Genomic DNA, 16,989 nt, shown 5'->3' with positions numbered 1-16,989 from the left:
CGGTCAGGCCGGCGGCAGTGTGACCGTGACGATCAGACCGCCGTCCGGCCGGGGCTGCGCCTCGGCGGTGCCGCCGTGAGCCCGGGCCACCGCGCGGACGATGGACAGCCCCAGCCCGAAGCCCCGCGCGCCGACGACCCGCTCCCGCGACAGCCGGCGGAAGGGCTGGAACATCGTCTCGACGTCGTAGCCGGGGATGACCGGGCCGGTGTTGGTCACCGTCAGGGTGGGCCGACCGTCGACCAGTCCGGTGCGCACCTCCACCCAACCGTCGGCGGGCAGGTTGTGGCGCAGCGCGTTCTCCACCAGGTTGAACGTGAGCCGCTCCAACAGCACCGGGTCGCCGCTGGTGGGCGCCGGGGCCAGGGCCCGCCGAACCCGCACGTCGGGTGCCTGCTTCCCGGCCTGATCGGTCGTGTGCGCGCAGACCTCGGCCAGGTCGACCGGCGTACGCTCGGTCAGCTCGTTCTCCGAGTCGGCCAGGGTCAGCAGACCGTCGATCAGCCGCTCGTGGCGTTCGTTGACCGCCAACAGCGACTCGCCCAGTCGCCGGGTCTCCGCCGACGCGTCCGAGCGGGTGATCGCCAGCTCCACCAGGGCGCGGTTGAGCGCCAGCGGCGTACGCAGCTCGTGCGAGGCGTTCGCCACGAACCGGCGCTGCCCGTCGAAGGAGCGATCCAGCCGTTCCAGCATCTCGTCGAAGGTGTCGGCGAGTTCGCGTACCTCGTCGGGAGGGCCGGTGAGCGCGATCCGCTCGTGCAGACCACGGCCGGCGGTGTCCGCGCCGGCGATCCGGCGGGCCGTGCCTGTGATCTGGAGCAGGGGCTGCAACGCCCGACCGGCGAGCAGCCAGCCGAACGCGATCGCCACCGTCGACACCACGATCAACGCGATACCGCCCTGGGTGAGCAGTGACTCCAACGCATTGCGCTTCGCCTCGTCCTGCACCTCCTGCAACAGGGCGCGCAGGTTGTCGACGTTCTGCCCGCTGGGCGTCGTGGGGGCTGTCTTCGGCAGGTCTCGCAGGCTCACCCCGAACGGCTGCGGCATCCGCTGATCCACCAGCACGTACGTGACGGCGAGCAGGACCACTCCGGCCAACAGGAAGAGCCCGCCGTAGATGAGGGTGAGCCGGGCGCGGATCGTCAGGCGTTTCATCGGATCTGGTACCCCGCCCCGGGGACCGTCTCGATCACCGGTGGGTCGCCGAGTTTGCGGCGCAGCTTCATGACTGTCACCCGGACCACGTTGGTGAACGGGTCGATGTGCTCGTCCCAGGCGCGTTCCAGCAGGTCCTCGGCGGAGACCACCGCGCCGTCGGCGCGCAGCAGCTCGGCCAGCACCGCGAACTCCTTGCGGGACAGCGCCACGTGCCGGTCGTCACGGCGTACCTCGTGTCGGGCCGGGTCGAGCTGGATGCCGGCGCGACGCAGCGTCGGCGGTGCCGCCGGGCGGGACCGGCGGGTCAGCGCGTGCACCCGGGCCGACAGCTCGACCAGGGCGAACGGCTTGGTCAGGTAGTCGTCGGCGCCGAGCGCCAACCCCGCCACCCGTTCCCGGACCGCCGCCGACGCGGTAAGCATCAGCACCCGGGTCTCCCCGCCCGCGTCCACGATCGCCCGGCACACGTCGTCGCCGTGCACCACCGGCAGGTCCCGGTCCAGGACCACCACGGCGTACTCGTTGACGCCGAGCCGTTCCAACGCGGCGTCCCCGTCGTACGCCACGTCGACAGCGAACGACTCCCGACGCAGCCACTCGGCGATGGCGTCCGCCAGCACGTTCTCGTCCTCGACCACCAGCACTCTCACCCCTCAATGGTGCTCGGGGTGCGGTAACGCCGGCATAACCGCCGACGGTAACGCCGGGGATACGCCCGCTGCCGTGCACTGGGTGTCACGTTCGGCGAACCGCGCCGGACCTGAGCGGAAGCGGACACCATGCGACGACAGATGCTTGCGATCCCCGTCCTGCTCGCCCTGGCGCTGTCCGGGTGCGGCGCGGGAGGCGACGACGGCGGCGGGGTCGCTACCGCCGGTGGGGCGAAGGCCGAGGCCACGGCGAGCGGCACGCCGGTCAGTGACTCGGAGCGGCAACTCGCCTTCGCCCGTTGCATGCGGGAGAACGGGGTGGACATGCCCGACCCGGAGGCGGGCGGGCGTCCCGGCTTCCGGTTCGGTGCGGATGTGGATCAGCAGAAGGTCCAGGCGGCCATGGAGAAGTGCCAGGACAAGCTGCCCAACGGCGGGCAGGGACCGCAGCTCAACCCCGAGCAGGCCGAGCAGATGCGGACGCTGGCCAAGTGCATGCGGGAGAACGGGGTGCCGGACTTCCCGGACCCGGACGCCGACGGGCGGGTCCGTATCGGGGCGGGGGGCAACGCGATCAACATCGGCGACCCGGCCATGAAGGCCGCGCTGGAGAAGTGCCGGCAGCACGCGCCGCAGTTCGGAGGTGGCCGGTGACCGGCCCCATCCGACGCTCGCGGTTGCGCGCCGCCGTCACCGGCGGCGTCGTCCTGCTGGTCGCCGCCGTGGGCGTGGTCGCCGCGGTGGGCTTCGGCGGCGGCGCCGACGGGGGCCGCGCCCAGGCCGGCGGCGCGCCACCCGCCACCGCCACTGTCACCCGGCAGACCCTCGCCGACTCGGAGACCGCGGACGGTGAGCTGGGGTACGGCGCGACGCGTACCGCCACGGCGAGGCTCAACGGCACCGTCACCGGGCTGGCGGCCACCGGGTCGACGGTGCGGCGGGGCAAGGCGCTCTACCTGGTCGACAACGAGGAGGTGGTGCTGCTCTACGGCGGGTTGCCCGCGTACCGGACCCTCGCCCCCGGGGTGGAGGGGCCCGACGTCGCGCAGTTCGAGCGGAACCTCGAAGCGCTGGGCTACACCGGCTTCACTGTCGACGACGAGTACACCGGCGCCACCGCGGACGCCGTCCGGGACTGGCAGGACGATCTGGGCCTGAGCGAGACCGGTCGGGTCGAGCCGGGGCGGGTCGTGTACGCCGACCGGGAGGTCCGGGTGGAGAGCCACCAGGTCGACGTCGGCGATCTCACCCAGCCCGGCCAGGCGGTGCTGACGTACACCGGCACCAGCCGGGTCGTCACCGTCGAGTTGGACGTGGACGACCAGCGGTTGGCCAGGCGCGACGCGAAGGTCACCGTGCGGCTGCCGGACGGCGGGACGGTGGCGGGCACGATCAGCACTGTCGAAACGGTCGTCCAGGCCGGCGCGACCGGCGCCAACGGGCAGGCCGGCGACGCCGAGACGAAGATCGAGGTGACCGTCGCGGTGACCGACCCGAAGGCCCTCACCGGCTTCGACCAGGCCAGCGCGGACGTGACGTTCACCGTCTCGGAGCGCCGCGACGTGCTCACCGTGCCGGTGGCGGCCCTGTTGGCGCTGGCCGAGGGCGGCTACGGCGTCCAGGTCGCCGAGGGCGACGCGAGCCGGGTCCTCGCGGTGACCACCGGGTTGTTCGCCGACGGCCGGGTGGAGGTCACCGGTACGGGCCTCACCGAGGGCACGTCGGTGGTGGTGCCGACGTGAGCGGCGAGGTGATCGTGCTCGACCGGGTCAGCAAGCGGTACGCCGGCGGCGTCGTCGCGTTGGACGACGTGTCGCTGCGGATCGGTCACGGCGAGTTGGTCGCGATCGTCGGCCCGTCCGGATCGGGCAAGTCGACCATGCTGCACCTGATCGGCACCCTGGACCGGCCGTCGTCGGGCAGCGTCCTCATCGACGGGTACGACGCGGCGAAGCTGACCGACCGGGAACTGTCCGCGCTGCGGGCCACCCGGATCGGCTTCGTCTTCCAGCAGTTCCACCTCGCTCCTGGCGTCCCGGTCGTGGACAACGTGGCCGACGGGTTGCTCTACTCCGGCGTACCGCTGAGGCGGCGGCGCGAACGGGCGGAGGCCGCGTTGGTCCGGGTCGGCCTGGGCCACCGGTTGGGGCACCGGCCGCACGAGCTGTCCGGCGGGGAACGGCAGCGGGTGGCAGTGGCCCGCGCGGTGGTCGGCGAGCCGGCGGTGCTGCTCGCCGACGAGCCGACCGGCAACCTCGACTCCCACTCCGGTGCCGGGGTGTTGGAGTTGCTGCACGATCTGCACCGGGCCGGCACCACCGTCGTGGTGATCACCCATGATCGGGAGATCGCAGGAAGCCTGCCCCGGCAGGTGCGGATGCGCGACGGCGCGGTGCGGCACGACTCGGCCCTCGCGTCGGGTGGGGTCGGCTGATGGCGACGCTGACCCCGGCCCGACTGCGGCCGGCGGACGTCGTGCGCGTCGGTGGGGTGGGGCTGCGGACCCGTCCCCTGCGGGCGTTCCTCTCCGCGTTGGGCATCGCGATCGGCATCGCAGCGATGATCGCGGTGGTCGGCATCTCCTCGTCGTCCCGGGCCGAGCTGGACCGGGCGCTCGACGCGCTCGGCACCAACCTGCTCACCGTCGAGCCGGGCACCACCCTGTTCGGCGCGGACGCCCAACTGCCCGAGGAGTCGATCGCGATGATCGGGCGGATCGGTCCGGTGACGGAGGTGTCCGCGACCGGGCAGGTGCCCGACGCCAAGGTGTACCGCTCGGACCGGATTCCGGCGGCGGAGACCGGTGGCATCGCCACCCGCGCGGCCCGGCTGGACCTGCTCGGCACCGTGGGAGCCGAGGTGACCACCGGCACCTGGCTCAACGAGGCGACCGCCCGCTACCCGGCGGTCGTGCTCGGTGCCACCGCCGCGCAGCGGCTCGGGATCACCTCGGCGGACCCGCAGGTGCAGGTGTGGCTGGGTGGGCGGCCGTTCACAGTGGTCGGCACCCTCGCCGCCGCACCGCTCGCCCCGGAGTTGGACACGTCGGCGTTGGTCGGCTGGGCGGCGGCGGCCGAATACCTGGGCTTCGACGGTCACCCGACCACCGTCTACACCCGGGCGCAGGAGTCGCAGGTCGAGGCGGTCCGGTCGGTGCTCGGCGCGACCACCAATCCGGAGGCGCCGAACGAGGTCGAGGTGTCCAGGCCCTCGGACGCGCTGGCCGCCGCCGAGGCGACCGACGACGCGTTCACCGGCCTGTTGCTGGGCCTGGGCGCGGTCGCCCTGCTGGTCGGTGGGGTCGGTGTGGCGAACACCATGGTGATCTCGGTGCTGGAACGCCGAGCCGAGATCGGCCTGCGCCGGTCACTGGGCGCCACCCGCGGTCAGGTACGGGCCCAGTTCCTCACCGAATCGCTGCTGCTCTCCGCGCTCGGCGGGATCGGTGGGGTGGTGCTGGGCATCCTGGTCACCTCGGGCTACGCGCTGTCGCAGGACTGGCCGACAGTGGTGCCGGCCTGGGCGATGCTCGGCGGGGTGGGCGCGACGCTGGTCATCGGCGGCTTCGCCGGCCTCTACCCGGCGGTGCGCGCCGCCCGCCTGGCGCCGACCGAGGCGCTGGCCGCCGCCTGACGGGGGTGGCGGGTCGGGCTGGCATCGCGGTCTGGCCTGGCGTGGCGCGGGTCGGGCCGGCGCCGCGGTCCGGGCCCGGCGTGGCGCGGTCGGGCCGGTGTGGCGCGGTCGGGCCGGTGTGGCGGTCTGGGCCCGGCATATGTGGAAGAGCGGTATGACTCTGAGGCATATTTATACCTCTGAGTCATACCGCTCTCGGCAGTGCCAGCGCCCGCCGGAATGGATCAGGCGATGATCGTGTCGAGGGCGATCTCGACCATCTGACTGAAGGTCTGCTCGCGCTCCTCCGAGGTGGTCTTCTCACCGGTCTTGATGTGGTCGCTGACTGTCAACACGGTCAGCGCACGGGCCTTGAACCGGGCAGCGATCGTGTAGAGCGCCGCCGACTCCATCTCCACCGCCAGCACGCCGTAGTCGGCGAGGGTGTCGTAAAGGTCCGGCCGGTCGGTGTAGAAGGCGTCCGCCGCCAGGATCGGCCCCACGTGCATGGTGATGCCGCGCCGCTCGGCCACCTCGACCGACGTACGCAGCAGCCCGAAGTCGGCCACCGGGGCGTAGTCGATCAGCCCGTCGAAGCGCATCCGGTTCATGTTCGAGTCGGTGGACGACCCGATCGCGGCCACCACGTCCCGCAGTTGCAGGTCGGTGCTGAGGGCACCACAGGAGCCGACCCGGATCAGCGTCTTCACGCCGTACTCGTTGATCAGTTCGTGGGCGTAGATGGAGGCCGACGGCATGCCCATGCCGGAGCCCTGAACGGAAACCTCGACGCCGTTCCAGCGGCCGGTGAAGCCCAGCATGCCCCGAACCGTCGAGTAGCAGGTGGCGCCCTCGAGGTAGGTCTCCGCGATCCACTTGGCCCGCAGGGGGTCACCCGGCATCAGGACCCGCTCGGCGATCTCGCCCGGCTTCGCGCCGATGTGCGTACTCATGGCAAAGATCCTGCCAGGCCGGCCCGGGCGATACCGGTTCGGCGTCGGAACCGGCGGTCCTGTACCCTCGTCGGCGGTGGCGTGTCCGAGCGGCCTAAGGAGCACGCCTCGAAAGCGTGTGAGGGTTAACGCCCTCCGAGGGTTCAAATCCCTCCGCCACCGCTCTGAGATGCAGAAACGCCCGGTCGATCCGCGAGGATCGGCCGGGCGTTTTCGCGTCAGAGCTGCTGCTCGCCGCCGTCGACGAACAGCTCGCCGCCGGTCATGAAGCTGCTCTGGTCGGAGGCGAGGAAGAGCGCGGCGTTGGCGATCTCGTCCGGGTGTGCCATGCGCTGCATGGGCACGCCCGAGGCGATGGCCTTCAGCAACCCGGGGGCCTCCGCGGGGCTCGGCGCGAGGCCCGCGAGCCCGGGGGTCTCGGTCGAGCCGGGGATCAGGGTGTTGACCCGGATCTTCCGGCCGATCAGCTCGGCGGCCCAGGTGCGGCCGAACGAGCGGATGGCCGCCTTGGACGCGGCGTAGACACTGAACGCCGGGGTGCCGTTGCTGGCTGCGGTCGAGCCGGTCAGCACGATCGACGCGCCCTCGTTGAGCAGGGGCAGGGCCTTCTGCACTGTGAAGATGGTGCCGTAGATGTTGGTGTCGAAGGTGGTGGCCACGTGCTCGACAGTGATCGAGTCGAGCGACCGGAACTCGCCACCGCCGGCGTTGGCGAACACCACGTCCAGGCCGGCGCCCCGCTCCTCGATCGCCCGCATCACCCGGTCCAGGTCGTCGAGCTTGCTGACATCGCTGGCGATGCCGGTGACGTTCGCGCCGATGCTGGCGACGGCCTCGTCCACCGGGCCCTTGCGGCGACCGGTGACGAAGACGTACGCGCCTTCGGCGGCGAAGCGGCGGGCGGCGGCCAGGCCGATGCCAGTGGTGCCCCCGGTGACGAGGGCGGTCTTGCCGTCGAGCTGTCCCACGATGGATCTCCTCTGTTGGGGTGTGGCGGTGTGCGGCCGGCCGGGCCTCCAGCATGTTCTGTACCGAGCAGTACATATCCGACCGTAGCAACCGTCGACCGGGTCCGCAAATTTCTGTACCGATCGGTTTTCGCTGCCGGTAGGATGGCGAAGAAGGGGTGATGGGCTGTGCCGCAGCGAGGTCGGCCACGGGGCTTCGACGCCGACGAGGCGCTGGAGCGCGCTGTGGAGGTGTTCTGGCGTCAGGGGTACGAAGGCGCCTCGGTGAGCGACCTCAGCGAGGCGATGGGGATCAACAAGCCCAGCCTCTACGCCGCCTTCGGCAGTAAGGAGGAGCTGTTCCGCAAGGCCGTGGCCCTCTACGCCGAAAAGGACATGGGGTACGCGCGGGACGCCTTCGCCCAACCGACCGCGTACGAGGTGGTCGCCACCCTGCTGCGCGAGAACGTGGTCGCCGTGACCCGGACCGACCGGCCGGCCGGTTGCCTGTCGATCCAGGGCGGCACCAGCTGCTCCACCGAGAACGCGCCCATCGCCGGGTTCCTCGCCGCCAGCCGCCTGGGCGGTGAAGGTGCCCTCGCCGACCGGCTCGCTCGCGCCGTCGCCGAAGGCGACCTACCCGCGCACGCCGATCCGGTAGCGCTCGCCCGCTTCGTCATGATCGTCACCGAGGGGCAGGCGGTGCATGCCGCCGCCGGAGTCAGCCGGGACGACCTGCGACAGGCCGCGGAGATCGCGCTCGCCGGTTTCGTCGCCGCGTCCGGGGCGCGGCCGGGAACGAGCGATTTCGCGACGGTCCATTAGTACGACTTCTGGCGGTCGCTCGGCCGCTGACGCTGTGGTGTTCGGCGAGCCGGCTCTCCGAGTGGAGAGCCGGCTCGCCGCCCGTCACGCGCCGGGGTTGCTGGGGTCGCGGTGGGTCAACTGGTACGCGGCGTCGACGCCGTCCGCCTCCAGGATCACCGTGACTGGTCCGTCAGGTAGCGAGCAGGAAATGGTCCGCTCGACGGCGTAACCGGTCGGGCCGCAGTAGCGACGCCCCTCCGAGTCGAACACCGACAGGCGAGCGTCACCGGTACCGTCGGTCCGCTTCCACGTGAACGACTCCGTGGCGGCGCGAGCGTCGGCCGGGATCGAGAAACAGACCCCGAACCGGTCCGCACCCGTCGTCACCGTGGCACCCGTCGCACCCGCCGGCAGCGTCGGGCAGGCGGGCGGGCCGTCGGTACGTGCGAACGCGAGCGAGTACGGCCCGTCCGAGGCGCCGTTGCGCGAGTTGAGCACGGCGAGGAACGGCGCCTGGCCGGTCAGCTCGCAGTGGTACTGGCGCAGCGCCCAGGAGGAGTCACACATGAATGCCCCGGTGGAGTCGATCACCGTCACGTCGGGCGAGCCGGCTCCCGTGGCGTCACCCGGGAGCAGTTCGGTGATGAGGGCGCCGGAAGGGCTGCTCAGCTGAAGGCAGTCGTACTGCGCGGGGTTGGCGAGCTGCCCTCGTACCGGTGCGTCCTGCCAACCGGTGTCGGACGCCGGCCGGCAGTCGGACGGCAACCACGGCAGCACCGCGAGGTGGTACCGCAGGCCCTCGTCGATCACGGAGTCCGGAGCACCGCCACCGAGCACGAGCGTGTACCTGCCGGCGGTGGGGACCTGACACGACTCGTCCGTGCACACCCGGTGGCCGGTGCTGTCGTAGACGTTCGCGTACTGCCGGTAGTTGTCTTCCCCGACCGCCTTGACCCGGTAGGCGCCTGCGGCGGGGAGGTCCAGGACGCGGCACCGGACGGCGCCGAGCGGGCCGGCCGGGGCGGCGTTGTACGCACCGGGCGTGACCGTCGGGCAGCCGGTCGCGTCCGAGAGGCTGCGCACCTGCATCCGGTAGGTCAGGTCGGTGTCCTCCGACTCCCAGCGGGAGAGGTAGGAGATGACCCGGAAGGTCCCGGTCGACGGAAGGACGCAACCGTCCTCCCCCTCCGTGGTCTCGGTGCACACCACGCCGCCCTGCTCGTCGACGAGCCAGGAGGAGACGTCGTTGTACCGGTCCGGGGTCCGGTAGACCATGACGCGCTCACCGGCCTCGCCGTGGAACGGCTGGCAGTTGGTCTGCACCGCCGAGGTCTGGTGCACCGTCAGGGTCGGCTGGTCCCACCCGAGCCCGGTGGGGGCGGCACAACCTTCGAGCTGGTCGAGCCGGGCCACCGCCACCTGATAGGTGACCGGTTCCCAGTTCCAGTTCTGCGCCACGAACGTGTAGTTGCCGGCCGTCGGTGCGGCGCAGGACCGCGAGGAGTCCCACTCCGTGCACACCACTCGTCCGGCCTCGTCGTACACCTGCCAGTTGAGGTACTGGTTCGCGTACTGCTCCATGCGGACGACCAGCGGGCCGGGGGTGGTGACCCGCAGCGCTTGACAGCTGATGCCCTGGTTCGGCGGCACGGTGCCGGTCCCGATCGCCGCGCCCGGGTCCCCGAATGCGGTCAGGGGCAGGGCCGGGCAGCCGACGGACCGCGAGAGCCGCGGCATCTTGAGGGTGTAGGCGGCCTTGTTGCCGTAGGTCTCCTGAAGGAAGAGCCGGTACGGCCCGGACCCTTCGAGCGTGCAGTCCGTGGGGTAGCGCACCGAGCAGACCGGCTGGAACTGCCCGTTGAGGATGGCGCCCTGGATGTCCTCCTCGCCGCCCGGGTCGGCCAGGTGCAGGACCGTGCCGGCGGGCTGCTTGAACGTGAAGCAGCGGGCGGCCAGGCCGGCGGGCAGCGTGCCGCTGCGTCCGGTCGAGGCGAAGGAGAAGAAGCCCTCGGGCAGATTGGCGCAGGTGGAGGGGGCTCGCATCGACTCTGCCGACAGCGAGTAGGCGCCCTTGCCGGTGTTGTGGCTGAGAGCCACCGTCACCGTGTAGGTGCCCGCGGCGCCGAGCACGCAGTCCGTCAGGTATGAGCTGACGTAGCAGGCGTGGGTGCCATCGGGGCCCTTGACCTCGGCCCCGACACCGTCACCGGAGATTGCTCGGAGCCGGATGTAGAGGGTGTCCTGGTCAACGGTCGAGGTGATCGTCCACGTCTGCTTTGCGGCGTCGGCGATCGACGCGCAGTTCTTGACCGTGCCCAGCGGAAGCTGTCCGCCGCAGGTGGCCGCCGTGCTGCCGACCTTCGCCTGGGTCTCGGTGGCCGCCGGGATGACCGGCGCCTGCGCCGGCTTGGTGGCCCTGCGCGGCTGCTCGGTCGTCACTGCCGGTCGCGCTGGCTGCTCGCCGGTCGGGGCGGCGGTGGCAGGACCGGCCAGCAGGCCCGCCCCGGCGGCGCTGAGGGCGGCCACGGCCGTCCACCTCGCCAGGTATCTCCACACTGGATCGAGCACGGTTGTACGCACGCTTGGCTCCCCCGCTAGAGTCGCGCGATCTGCGCGAGCGGAGGCATAATTTCACGAAGCTCGATGACCAACAATCGGCTTGTCGGGCACCAGCTGAACGGCGCTTCAGCAGGGGCCGACGCCCTCGTCGAAGAGGCGGCGGGCCCAGTCCGCGTACCCGGCGATGGTTTTTCGGACCGTGCGCCCGTCGTGCAGGAACAGGTACGCGCGGTCGCCGCTGCGGGCGAGCAACCCGTCGAGGCGACGCGTCCCCTGTGGAGCGCGCAACCGGCTGACCTCCGGGTAGCGGTCCCAGACCTCATCGACGGGTGAGCCTGCCGCTATGCCCTCCGGTGTCCGCATCGGGTCGCCGACCCAGAGCAGCACGAGCTTGTCTTCCATGAAGACCGGGCTGACCGTGTCGTGGCCGGCGAGCATCGGCCCGCAGGCGTCCAGGCTGGTACGCAGGATGCCGCGTCGGGTCAGCTCGTCCTCGGTGGCACCGAACTCGATGTTGCGCAGGCCGTTCAGGTCAATGATTTCCACGTTGCCGGCGGGCCGGCCGTTCGGGATCGACCCGGTTGGTGGTACGCCGCTGCCCGCGATCGAGGCAGCCGTCAGCAGTGTGGCGATAAATGCAAATTGTCGCAATTTCATGGAATCCCCCAGTCCCCCAACGGAACGGGAGCGTTCAGGTTGCTGCCGAACGCCGGATTACTGGTTTTCCCACTGTTCGACCAGCTCGTCCCAGTAGTCGGCGCTGAGTCGACGCCGCCCGTGTGCCAGCCAACCGTCGGTGTTCCGCTCCAGGTGCAACCCCAGTTCGGCGAACGGGTCGATCCACGTGCCGGGCTCGACACCCAGCTGGGTCAGGGCACCGTTGATCGGCCACCGCTCGCGCGGCCCATCCAACTCGTCGTCGAAGCGTGGGCCCCAGGACGGCACCCCGCCCAGCCACACCGCCGCCGACTGGTAGCCGGCTCCGCCACCGAACTCCGCCTCCAGATAGGCCACCGGCCCCGACTGTGACCAGCGGGTCAGCACCTCGACCAGCGCCGTCGACAACACCAGGCCGAACGGATGCTCGGCGCTGCGGTCGTCCGTCGCGTAATCAGGCAGCGACCCGGTCAGCTCGACCACCAACTGGGGCGTGACCGGCAGCAGCCCGAAATCCTGGCGCAGCTCGCCCAGGACCGCGTGATCCAGCTCTGCGGTCTGCTCGCGGAGCAGTTCGATGTCCGCGACCACCGCGCTGAGCTGGTAACCCATGAAACCTCCGGTCGTCCACAGCCTGTGGATAGAACATGTGTACGACGGGATGCCGGCCCGTCGGTGCCTGGCACGGTACCGGGGTCTCGCCCCACGAGCGGGGCACCGGCGAGCAGGGGCGACGGTGTGGCTGCGGGTCTCCCGGATCGACGGGGTCTACGCGTACCACGCCTCGGTCGACGGGGAGACCTGGCAGTTGATTCGCGTCTTCCTCCTCGACCCGGACACGTCTCGCGACCGGATCGGCCTCGCTGGCCAGTCCCCGACCGGTGAGGGGTGCGGCGTGACCTTCGACGAGATCACGTTCCGGGCGGAGCGTCTGGGCGATCTCCGCGACGGCTCCTGACCTACCTGCCGCGGTGGGCGTGTGACCGGGTGCAGGTCAGGTGCGCCGGGTGAGCTGGGTGACGAACGCGCGCCAGGCCGTGGGCGCGAAGGCGAGCGCCGGGCCGGTCGGGTCCTTTGAATCCCGTACGCCGATGACGCCGGGCAGGTTGTCGGCGACCTCGACGCAGGCGCCGCCGTTGCCGCTGCTGCGGCTGCTCTTGCGCCACCGGGCGCCGTTCAGCTCCATGACTCCGCCACTTCCTGGATGAGTTCGACCGACTGCCAGTGGGACAACGCCTCGCCGCGCACGTTCTCCCATGCCGCCATCATGGCCGCGATGTCCTCGGGGTCGCTAGCCACTTGTCCCTGAAGTTGGTTGTCGAGGTAGCCGGCGACCCGGTGGTCGTGGCTGTGCGCGATCACGAAAGGTCCGTTGAGGCCGGCATAGGCGCCGACCGTGCTGGGCACGACGTGCACCCGGATGTGCGGCTCGACGCACGCCGCCGCCACGGCCAGCAGTTGCTCGCGCATCGTCGACCGGCCGCCCACCGGACGGCGGATGACCGCCTCGTCGACGACCGCCGTGAACTGCGGCGGGTCGTCCCGCTTGAGGATGCCCTGCCGGCCGAGCCGGACCGTGAGATGCCGCTCGATCTCACCCCGAGGGATCAGGCCCGCGTCGCCCAGCACCGCGCGGGCGTACGCCTCGGTCTGGAGCAACCCCGGCAGAACTGTCGACTCGAACCAGCGAAGCGACACCGCCTCGCGCTCGATCTCCTGCCACGGACGAAACCAAATGGGATCACGACGTCTTGAAGTGTCCGGCCAGATGTCCGACACGTCCTTGTGCAGCGCCTCCGCGGCCGCCAGCCGGTGGCGTGGATGCGGGATGCGGTCCTCGGTCAACCAGCGCCCCACGGTCTTCGGGTCGACGCCGACGGTCTCGGCGAGGGATTCGGTGGTGTGCCCGGTGTCGCTGAGCGCCACCCGAAGCGCGTCGTTCACGGCCCCTCCATTGGATGTCCTGAATATCTGGCAACCATATCGCTACGCGGTGTATCTGTCCCGTAACTCTCCCGAGGGTGGTCCACAGAAGACGGCGTGGCCGGTGGAGGCGCAGGAGCCCGGCGGTCGGCGTCAGTCCGGGGTCGCCCCGACGGGGAGGCGGGGCGGCCCCCGTCCACCGCGAAGGAGATCCGCCCATGCCCCGCCGCCGCCACCGGAACCACCTGCCGACCCGACCCACCTGGCGCTGTGCCGAGTGCGGCATCGCCTGGCCCTGCTCGGCGGCGAAGCTGCGGCTGCTCGGCGAATACCGGCACGACCGGCTCGCGTTGACCGTCTACCTGGCGGCGCTGCAAACAGAGGCCGGCGAACACCTCACCGACGTCGACCCGGCCCGGCTGACCGACCGCTTCCTCTCCTGGGCCCGCGCCCGCGCCTGACCTCGCCAGCTAGCTGCGAAGCGAGAACACGCTAGGTTCCGGAGGTCGAAGTGATACGGCAAGGTGGTGTTCGGGGAGGGGTGGTTCTCGGCGCAGGGCGCGGGGCACGTCCAGGTGGTGGGCTGACGCCACCGCGCAGACGACTCAGGGCCGGTCCCCGTTAGGGCCGGCCCTGTCGTTCGTGCTGCTCAGGCGAGCGGAGGATACGAGATTCGAACTCGTGAGGGTGTAAACCCAACACGCTTTCCAAGCGTGCGCCCTAGGCCTCTAGGCGAATCCTCCGCGAGCCAGGATACAGGCCCGTGTCGGCCGGGCCACCCCACCACCCCCTGAAGATCGACGGGCGGTCGGGTAGGCTGGGCGTCACCTCCCGTGCGGCGGTATCTCGTGAACCTCCCCAGGGCCGGAAGGCAGCAAGGATAAGCGAGCTCTGCCGGGTGCACGGGAGGCCTTTTTGTCTGTGGGCCGGTTGATCCACTCGGCATCCGTGATGTCGCGGTGTCCCGGCCATGCGGACACCGCGGTTTCCAGGAAGCCGAGTCGATCAAGGCCGATAGCCGAGTCGATCAAGCCCGAAGGCCCAGGCGCCCCGGGGTGGTGGGTGGTCACCCGCGCCCGACCGGCGCAGAATGGCTCGGTCGAGAGGAGGCGGGACGAGTGACGCTGGCGCTCTACCGCAAGTACCGGCCGCGTACCTTCGCTGAGGTCATCGGTCAGGAGCACGTGACCGAGCCGCTGTCGCAGGCGCTGCGCAGCGGACGGCTCAACCACGCCTACCTCTTCTCCGGCCCCCGTGGCTGCGGCAAGACCACCAGCGCCCGGATCATGGCCCGCTCGCTCAACTGTGAGCAGGGCCCCACTCCCGAGCCGTGCGGCAAGTGTGACTCCTGCCGCTCGCTGGCCGCCGACGGCGCCGGCTCGATCGACGTGATCGAGATCGACGCGGCCAGCCACGGCGGTGTCGACGACGCCCGCGAGCTGCGCGAGCGCGCCTTCTTCGCGCCGGCCAGCAGCCGCTTCAAGATCTACATCATCGACGAGGCGCACATGGTCTCGACCCAGGGCTTCAACGCCCTGCTCAAGCTGGTCGAGGAGCCCCCGGAGTACGTCAAGTTCATCTTCGCCACCACCGAGCCGGAGAAGGTCCTCGGCACGATCCGGTCGCGGACCCACCACTACCCGTTCCGGCTGTTTCCGCCGAAGGTGGTCCGCCCGTACCTGGAGCAGCTCACCCAGGCCGAGGGCGTCGCCGTCGAGCCGGCGGTCTTTCCGCTGGTGGTCCGCGCCGGTGGCGGCAGCATGCGGGACAGCCTCTCGGTGCTCGACCAGCTCATCGCCGGCGCCGGCGCGGAGGGGGTCAGCTACGCCCGGGCCGTCGCGCTGCTCGGGGTCACCGACTCGGCGCTGATCGACGAGATGTGCGACGCGCTGGCCGCCGGTGACGGCGCGGCCGCGTACGCCACCGTCGACCGGGTCGCCGAGGCCGGGCACGACATGCGCCGGTTCGCCTCCGACCTGCTGGAGCGGCTCCGCGACCTGATCGTGATCCAGCAGGTGCCGGACGCCGCCGCGAAGGGTCTCATCGACGGCCCGGCCGACCAGATCGAGCGGATGGCAGCCCAGGCTTCGCAGCTCGGCTCGGCCACGCTGTCCCGCTGCGCCGACATCGTGCACAACGGGCTGGTCGAGATGCGCGGCACCACCGCGCCCCGCCTGCTGCTGGAGCTGATCTGCGCCCGGATGCTGCTGCCCGGCGCGGACGACTCCACCGGCGGCCTGCTCCAGCGCCTGGAGCGGATGGAACGCCGGCTCACAGTGGGCGGCACCGACGCGCCGTCGGCCGCCGCCGGTTCCGCGCCGACCAACCACCCAGGGGTACGCCCACAGCAAGCCACCCCGGTCCCGGCTGCCGCCACCCCGGCACCTGCGAACGCCCCGACCTCCGCACCGCCGTGGGCTGTCGACCAGGCGGCGTCCCCGGCCCAGGGCGCTTCCGCCCCGGCTGCTTCGGTCACCCGGGCGCCCGCTCCGACCTCCGGTGCACCGGCCACGTACGCCTCGGCGGCCGACTCGCCGATCCCGGCTTCCCCCGGCGCGTCGACCGGGTCGGCCCCCGCTGACCAGGCCGTACCCGTCTCGCCCGCCGGGCCGGCCCCGCGTCGCGTGGTGCCACCGTCGGCGGTGCTTCCCGACCCGGCCACGCCCGCGCCGCCCCGACCCGGAGCACCGGCCGCCGCGCTGGACGCGGTAGCGGTCCGCCGCGTCTGGCCCGACGTGGTCGGCAAGGTCAACCGGACCAACAAGCGGATCGCCGCCCTGATGCGCGACGCGGTCGTCCGCGAACTCGACGGCGACATGCTGGTGCTGACGGTGAAGTCCACAGTGCTGGCCAAGATGATGGCCGACCACGCGGCGGTGCTCACCGACGCGCTGTACGAGGAGTTGGGCGGGCGCTGGCAGATCCGCTGCGAGGTGGCCGGCGAGCGCGGTGGCGTGTCGTTGTCCGGCTCACCGCGCACCCAGCAGACCGCACCGGCCCGCCCCGCCGCGCCGCCAGCCACGTCGGACACGCCCGCCGCCGCGACGAACGCCGCGACCCCGACTGCCCCCGGCCCGACGAGCGCGCCGCCAGCCGGGCCAAGCACGAACCGCGCGCCTGGCTCGAACGCAGCGCCAGGTGCGAACGCAGCCGGGCCGGGGACTGTGGGACCCGACGCCCCGACCGCCGCCGGTCCGACGAACGCCTCGCCTACCGACGCGAACCCGACCGGCGCTGCCGGCTCGGCTTCACGTGGCGGTGTCGGTGCGGGTTCCGCTGGTCACGGTGCTGGTGGGCAGGGCGCAGCGCCCTCCGCCCCGGCGACGGACGACGACGGCGACTGGCCGGCGGCGGCCCGCCCCGGCGGCGGCGCTCTCGCCGCCGAGGCTACGGATGACGAGGACTGGCCGGAGGCCGCCCGACCTGGCGGCGCGTCGGCCGGAAACGAGTCGAACTCCCACTCCGCTCCGGCGCCGAGCGGCGCGAACGGCAGCGGCATCAACGGTGGTGGCACCAACGGCGGTGGCGCGAACGGCACCGGAGCAGGCGGTTCCGGGTCAGCGGCCGGTGGCGGTAAGCCGAGCGGGCGGGGTAACCCGACACCGGCGGCCCGGCAGCCGGCGACAGCCGGTGGTGCGCCGGTGAGCAGCGCCATCGCCGCGGCTCGCGCGGCGGCGGCGGGGCGCGGTGCGCGTACCGGAGCGGCAGCCCGGCCGGGCG

General features: G+C 71.7%; 17 protein-coding genes, 2 tRNA genes and 1 other RNA gene. 10 read left to right on the top strand and 10 right to left on the bottom strand.

The annotated features are described in order from the left end of the window. Nucleotides 1-3: 3 nt before the first annotated feature. Both GUI43_RS26910 and GUI43_RS26905 read right to left on the bottom strand, forming a co-directional pair. A complete protein-coding gene (locus GUI43_RS26910; protein WP_112700051.1) occupies nucleotides 4-1,158 on the bottom strand; it encodes a sensor histidine kinase in 1,155 nt (384 codons plus the stop codon). After that, entirely contained in the window at nucleotides 1,155-1,811 is a 657-nt protein-coding gene (locus GUI43_RS26905; RefSeq protein WP_181518658.1) for a response regulator transcription factor, read from the bottom strand. The genes GUI43_RS26910 and GUI43_RS26905 overlap by 4 nt, the downstream gene beginning before the upstream one ends. Before the next feature lie 141 nt (nucleotides 1,812-1,952). Here GUI43_RS26905 and GUI43_RS26900 point away from each other — a divergent pair, with 141 nt between their 5' ends. Genes GUI43_RS26900 through GUI43_RS26885 form a run of 4 tightly spaced genes read left to right on the top strand, consistent with a single transcriptional unit; the run spans nucleotide 1,953 to nucleotide 5,444 of the window. Next, nucleotides 1,953-2,465 (top strand): hypothetical protein, encoded by a 513-nt coding sequence (locus GUI43_RS26900; protein WP_225855149.1) that lies wholly within the window; start codon nucleotides 1,953-1,955, stop codon nucleotides 2,463-2,465. Continuing rightward, nucleotides 2,462-3,553 (top strand): peptidoglycan-binding protein, encoded by a 1,092-nt coding sequence (locus tag GUI43_RS26895; protein ID WP_112700050.1) that lies wholly within the window; start codon nucleotides 2,462-2,464, stop codon nucleotides 3,551-3,553. Before GUI43_RS26900 ends, GUI43_RS26895 begins: the two co-directional genes overlap by 4 nt. Before the next feature lie 8 nt (nucleotides 3,554-3,561). Beyond that, nucleotides 3,562-4,245 carry an ABC transporter ATP-binding protein gene (locus tag GUI43_RS26890; protein ID WP_211326764.1) on the top strand — a complete coding sequence of 228 codons (684 nt, stop codon included), beginning with the start codon at nucleotides 3,562-3,564 and terminating at the stop codon, nucleotides 4,243-4,245. After that, on the top strand, nucleotides 4,245-5,444 hold the full coding sequence (locus tag GUI43_RS26885; protein ID WP_112604765.1) for an ABC transporter permease: 1,200 nt from the start codon (nucleotides 4,245-4,247) through the stop codon (nucleotides 5,442-5,444). Before GUI43_RS26890 ends, GUI43_RS26885 begins: the two co-directional genes overlap by 1 nt. Before the next feature lie 224 nt (nucleotides 5,445-5,668). Here the strand turns inward: GUI43_RS26885 and deoD are convergent, their stop codons facing one another. Then, complete coding sequence (deoD, locus tag GUI43_RS26880; RefSeq protein WP_074315244.1) at nucleotides 5,669-6,376, bottom strand: purine-nucleoside phosphorylase; 708 nt, start codon at nucleotides 6,374-6,376, stop codon at nucleotides 5,669-5,671. Between the two features lie 75 nt (nucleotides 6,377-6,451). Here deoD and GUI43_RS26875 point away from each other — a divergent pair. After that, nucleotides 6,452-6,538, top strand: a tRNA-Ser gene (locus GUI43_RS26875). A gap of 56 nt (nucleotides 6,539-6,594) precedes the next feature. Here GUI43_RS26875 and GUI43_RS26870 read toward each other — a convergent pair. Continuing rightward, entirely contained in the window at nucleotides 6,595-7,344 is a 750-nt protein-coding gene (locus tag GUI43_RS26870) for an SDR family oxidoreductase (protein ID WP_112586831.1), read from the bottom strand. A gap of 168 nt (nucleotides 7,345-7,512) precedes the next feature. Here GUI43_RS26870 and GUI43_RS26865 point away from each other — a divergent pair, with 168 nt between their 5' ends. Then, nucleotides 7,513-8,148, top strand: a complete 636-nt coding sequence (locus tag GUI43_RS26865) for a TetR/AcrR family transcriptional regulator (RefSeq protein ID WP_112700049.1) — start codon at nucleotides 7,513-7,515, stop codon at nucleotides 8,146-8,148. Between the two features lie 84 nt (nucleotides 8,149-8,232). Here the strand turns inward: GUI43_RS26865 and GUI43_RS26860 are convergent, their stop codons facing one another. From GUI43_RS26860 to GUI43_RS26850, 3 genes are all read right to left on the bottom strand, one after another. Continuing rightward, nucleotides 8,233-10,656, bottom strand: a complete 2,424-nt coding sequence (locus GUI43_RS26860; protein ID WP_112700048.1) for a hypothetical protein — start codon at nucleotides 10,654-10,656, stop codon at nucleotides 8,233-8,235. A gap of 159 nt (nucleotides 10,657-10,815) precedes the next feature. Then, nucleotides 10,816-11,310 carry a hypothetical protein gene (locus tag GUI43_RS26855; RefSeq protein WP_373861091.1) on the bottom strand — a complete coding sequence of 165 codons (495 nt, stop codon included), beginning with the start codon at nucleotides 11,308-11,310 and terminating at the stop codon, nucleotides 10,816-10,818. A gap of 93 nt (nucleotides 11,311-11,403) precedes the next feature. After that, on the bottom strand, nucleotides 11,404-11,958 hold the full coding sequence (locus GUI43_RS26850) for a hypothetical protein (protein ID WP_112700047.1): 555 nt from the start codon (nucleotides 11,956-11,958) through the stop codon (nucleotides 11,404-11,406). A gap of 124 nt (nucleotides 11,959-12,082) precedes the next feature. Between GUI43_RS26850 and GUI43_RS34735 the strand changes: the two genes are divergently transcribed. Beyond that, on the top strand, nucleotides 12,083-12,304 hold the full coding sequence (locus GUI43_RS34735; RefSeq protein WP_249037858.1) for a DUF1349 domain-containing protein: 222 nt from the start codon (nucleotides 12,083-12,085) through the stop codon (nucleotides 12,302-12,304). 36 nt (nucleotides 12,305-12,340) lie between these two features. On the opposite strand, the gene GUI43_RS26840 is transcribed toward GUI43_RS34735, so the two are convergent. Both GUI43_RS26840 and GUI43_RS26835 read right to left on the bottom strand, forming a co-directional pair. Then, nucleotides 12,341-12,532, bottom strand: a complete 192-nt coding sequence (locus GUI43_RS26840; protein ID WP_112700045.1) for a DUF397 domain-containing protein — start codon at nucleotides 12,530-12,532, stop codon at nucleotides 12,341-12,343. Continuing rightward, nucleotides 12,523-13,290 carry a helix-turn-helix domain-containing protein gene (locus tag GUI43_RS26835; protein ID WP_091403430.1) on the bottom strand — a complete coding sequence of 256 codons (768 nt, stop codon included), beginning with the start codon at nucleotides 13,288-13,290 and terminating at the stop codon, nucleotides 12,523-12,525. Before GUI43_RS26835 ends, GUI43_RS26840 begins: the two co-directional genes overlap by 10 nt. Nucleotides 13,291-13,487: 197 nt before the next feature. On the opposite strand from GUI43_RS26835, the gene GUI43_RS26830 reads away from it, so the two are divergent. Then, nucleotides 13,488-13,730: a flavin reductase gene (locus tag GUI43_RS26830; RefSeq protein WP_112586814.1), complete on the top strand. Its 243-nt coding sequence runs from the start codon at nucleotides 13,488-13,490 to the stop codon at nucleotides 13,728-13,730. A gap of 197 nt (nucleotides 13,731-13,927) precedes the next feature. Here GUI43_RS26830 and GUI43_RS26825 read toward each other — a convergent pair. After that, nucleotides 13,928-14,012 (bottom strand) — tRNA-Ser (locus tag GUI43_RS26825). Nucleotides 14,013-14,094: 82 nt separating this feature from the next. Here GUI43_RS26825 and ffs point away from each other — a divergent pair. Next, nucleotides 14,095-14,184: signal recognition particle sRNA small type (ffs, locus tag GUI43_RS26820), an RNA gene on the top strand. Between the two features lie 203 nt (nucleotides 14,185-14,387). After that, the coding region (locus GUI43_RS26815) for a DNA polymerase III subunit gamma and tau (RefSeq protein WP_112700044.1) at nucleotides 14,388-16,989 on the top strand (2,602 nt) is incomplete at its 3' end.

The sequence above is a fragment of the Micromonospora noduli genome, from assembly GCF_003264365.1.
Taxonomy (GTDB): Bacteria; Actinomycetota; Actinomycetes; order Mycobacteriales; family Micromonosporaceae; genus Micromonospora; species Micromonospora noduli.
This window is presented reverse-complemented; position numbering and strand designations above follow the sequence as displayed.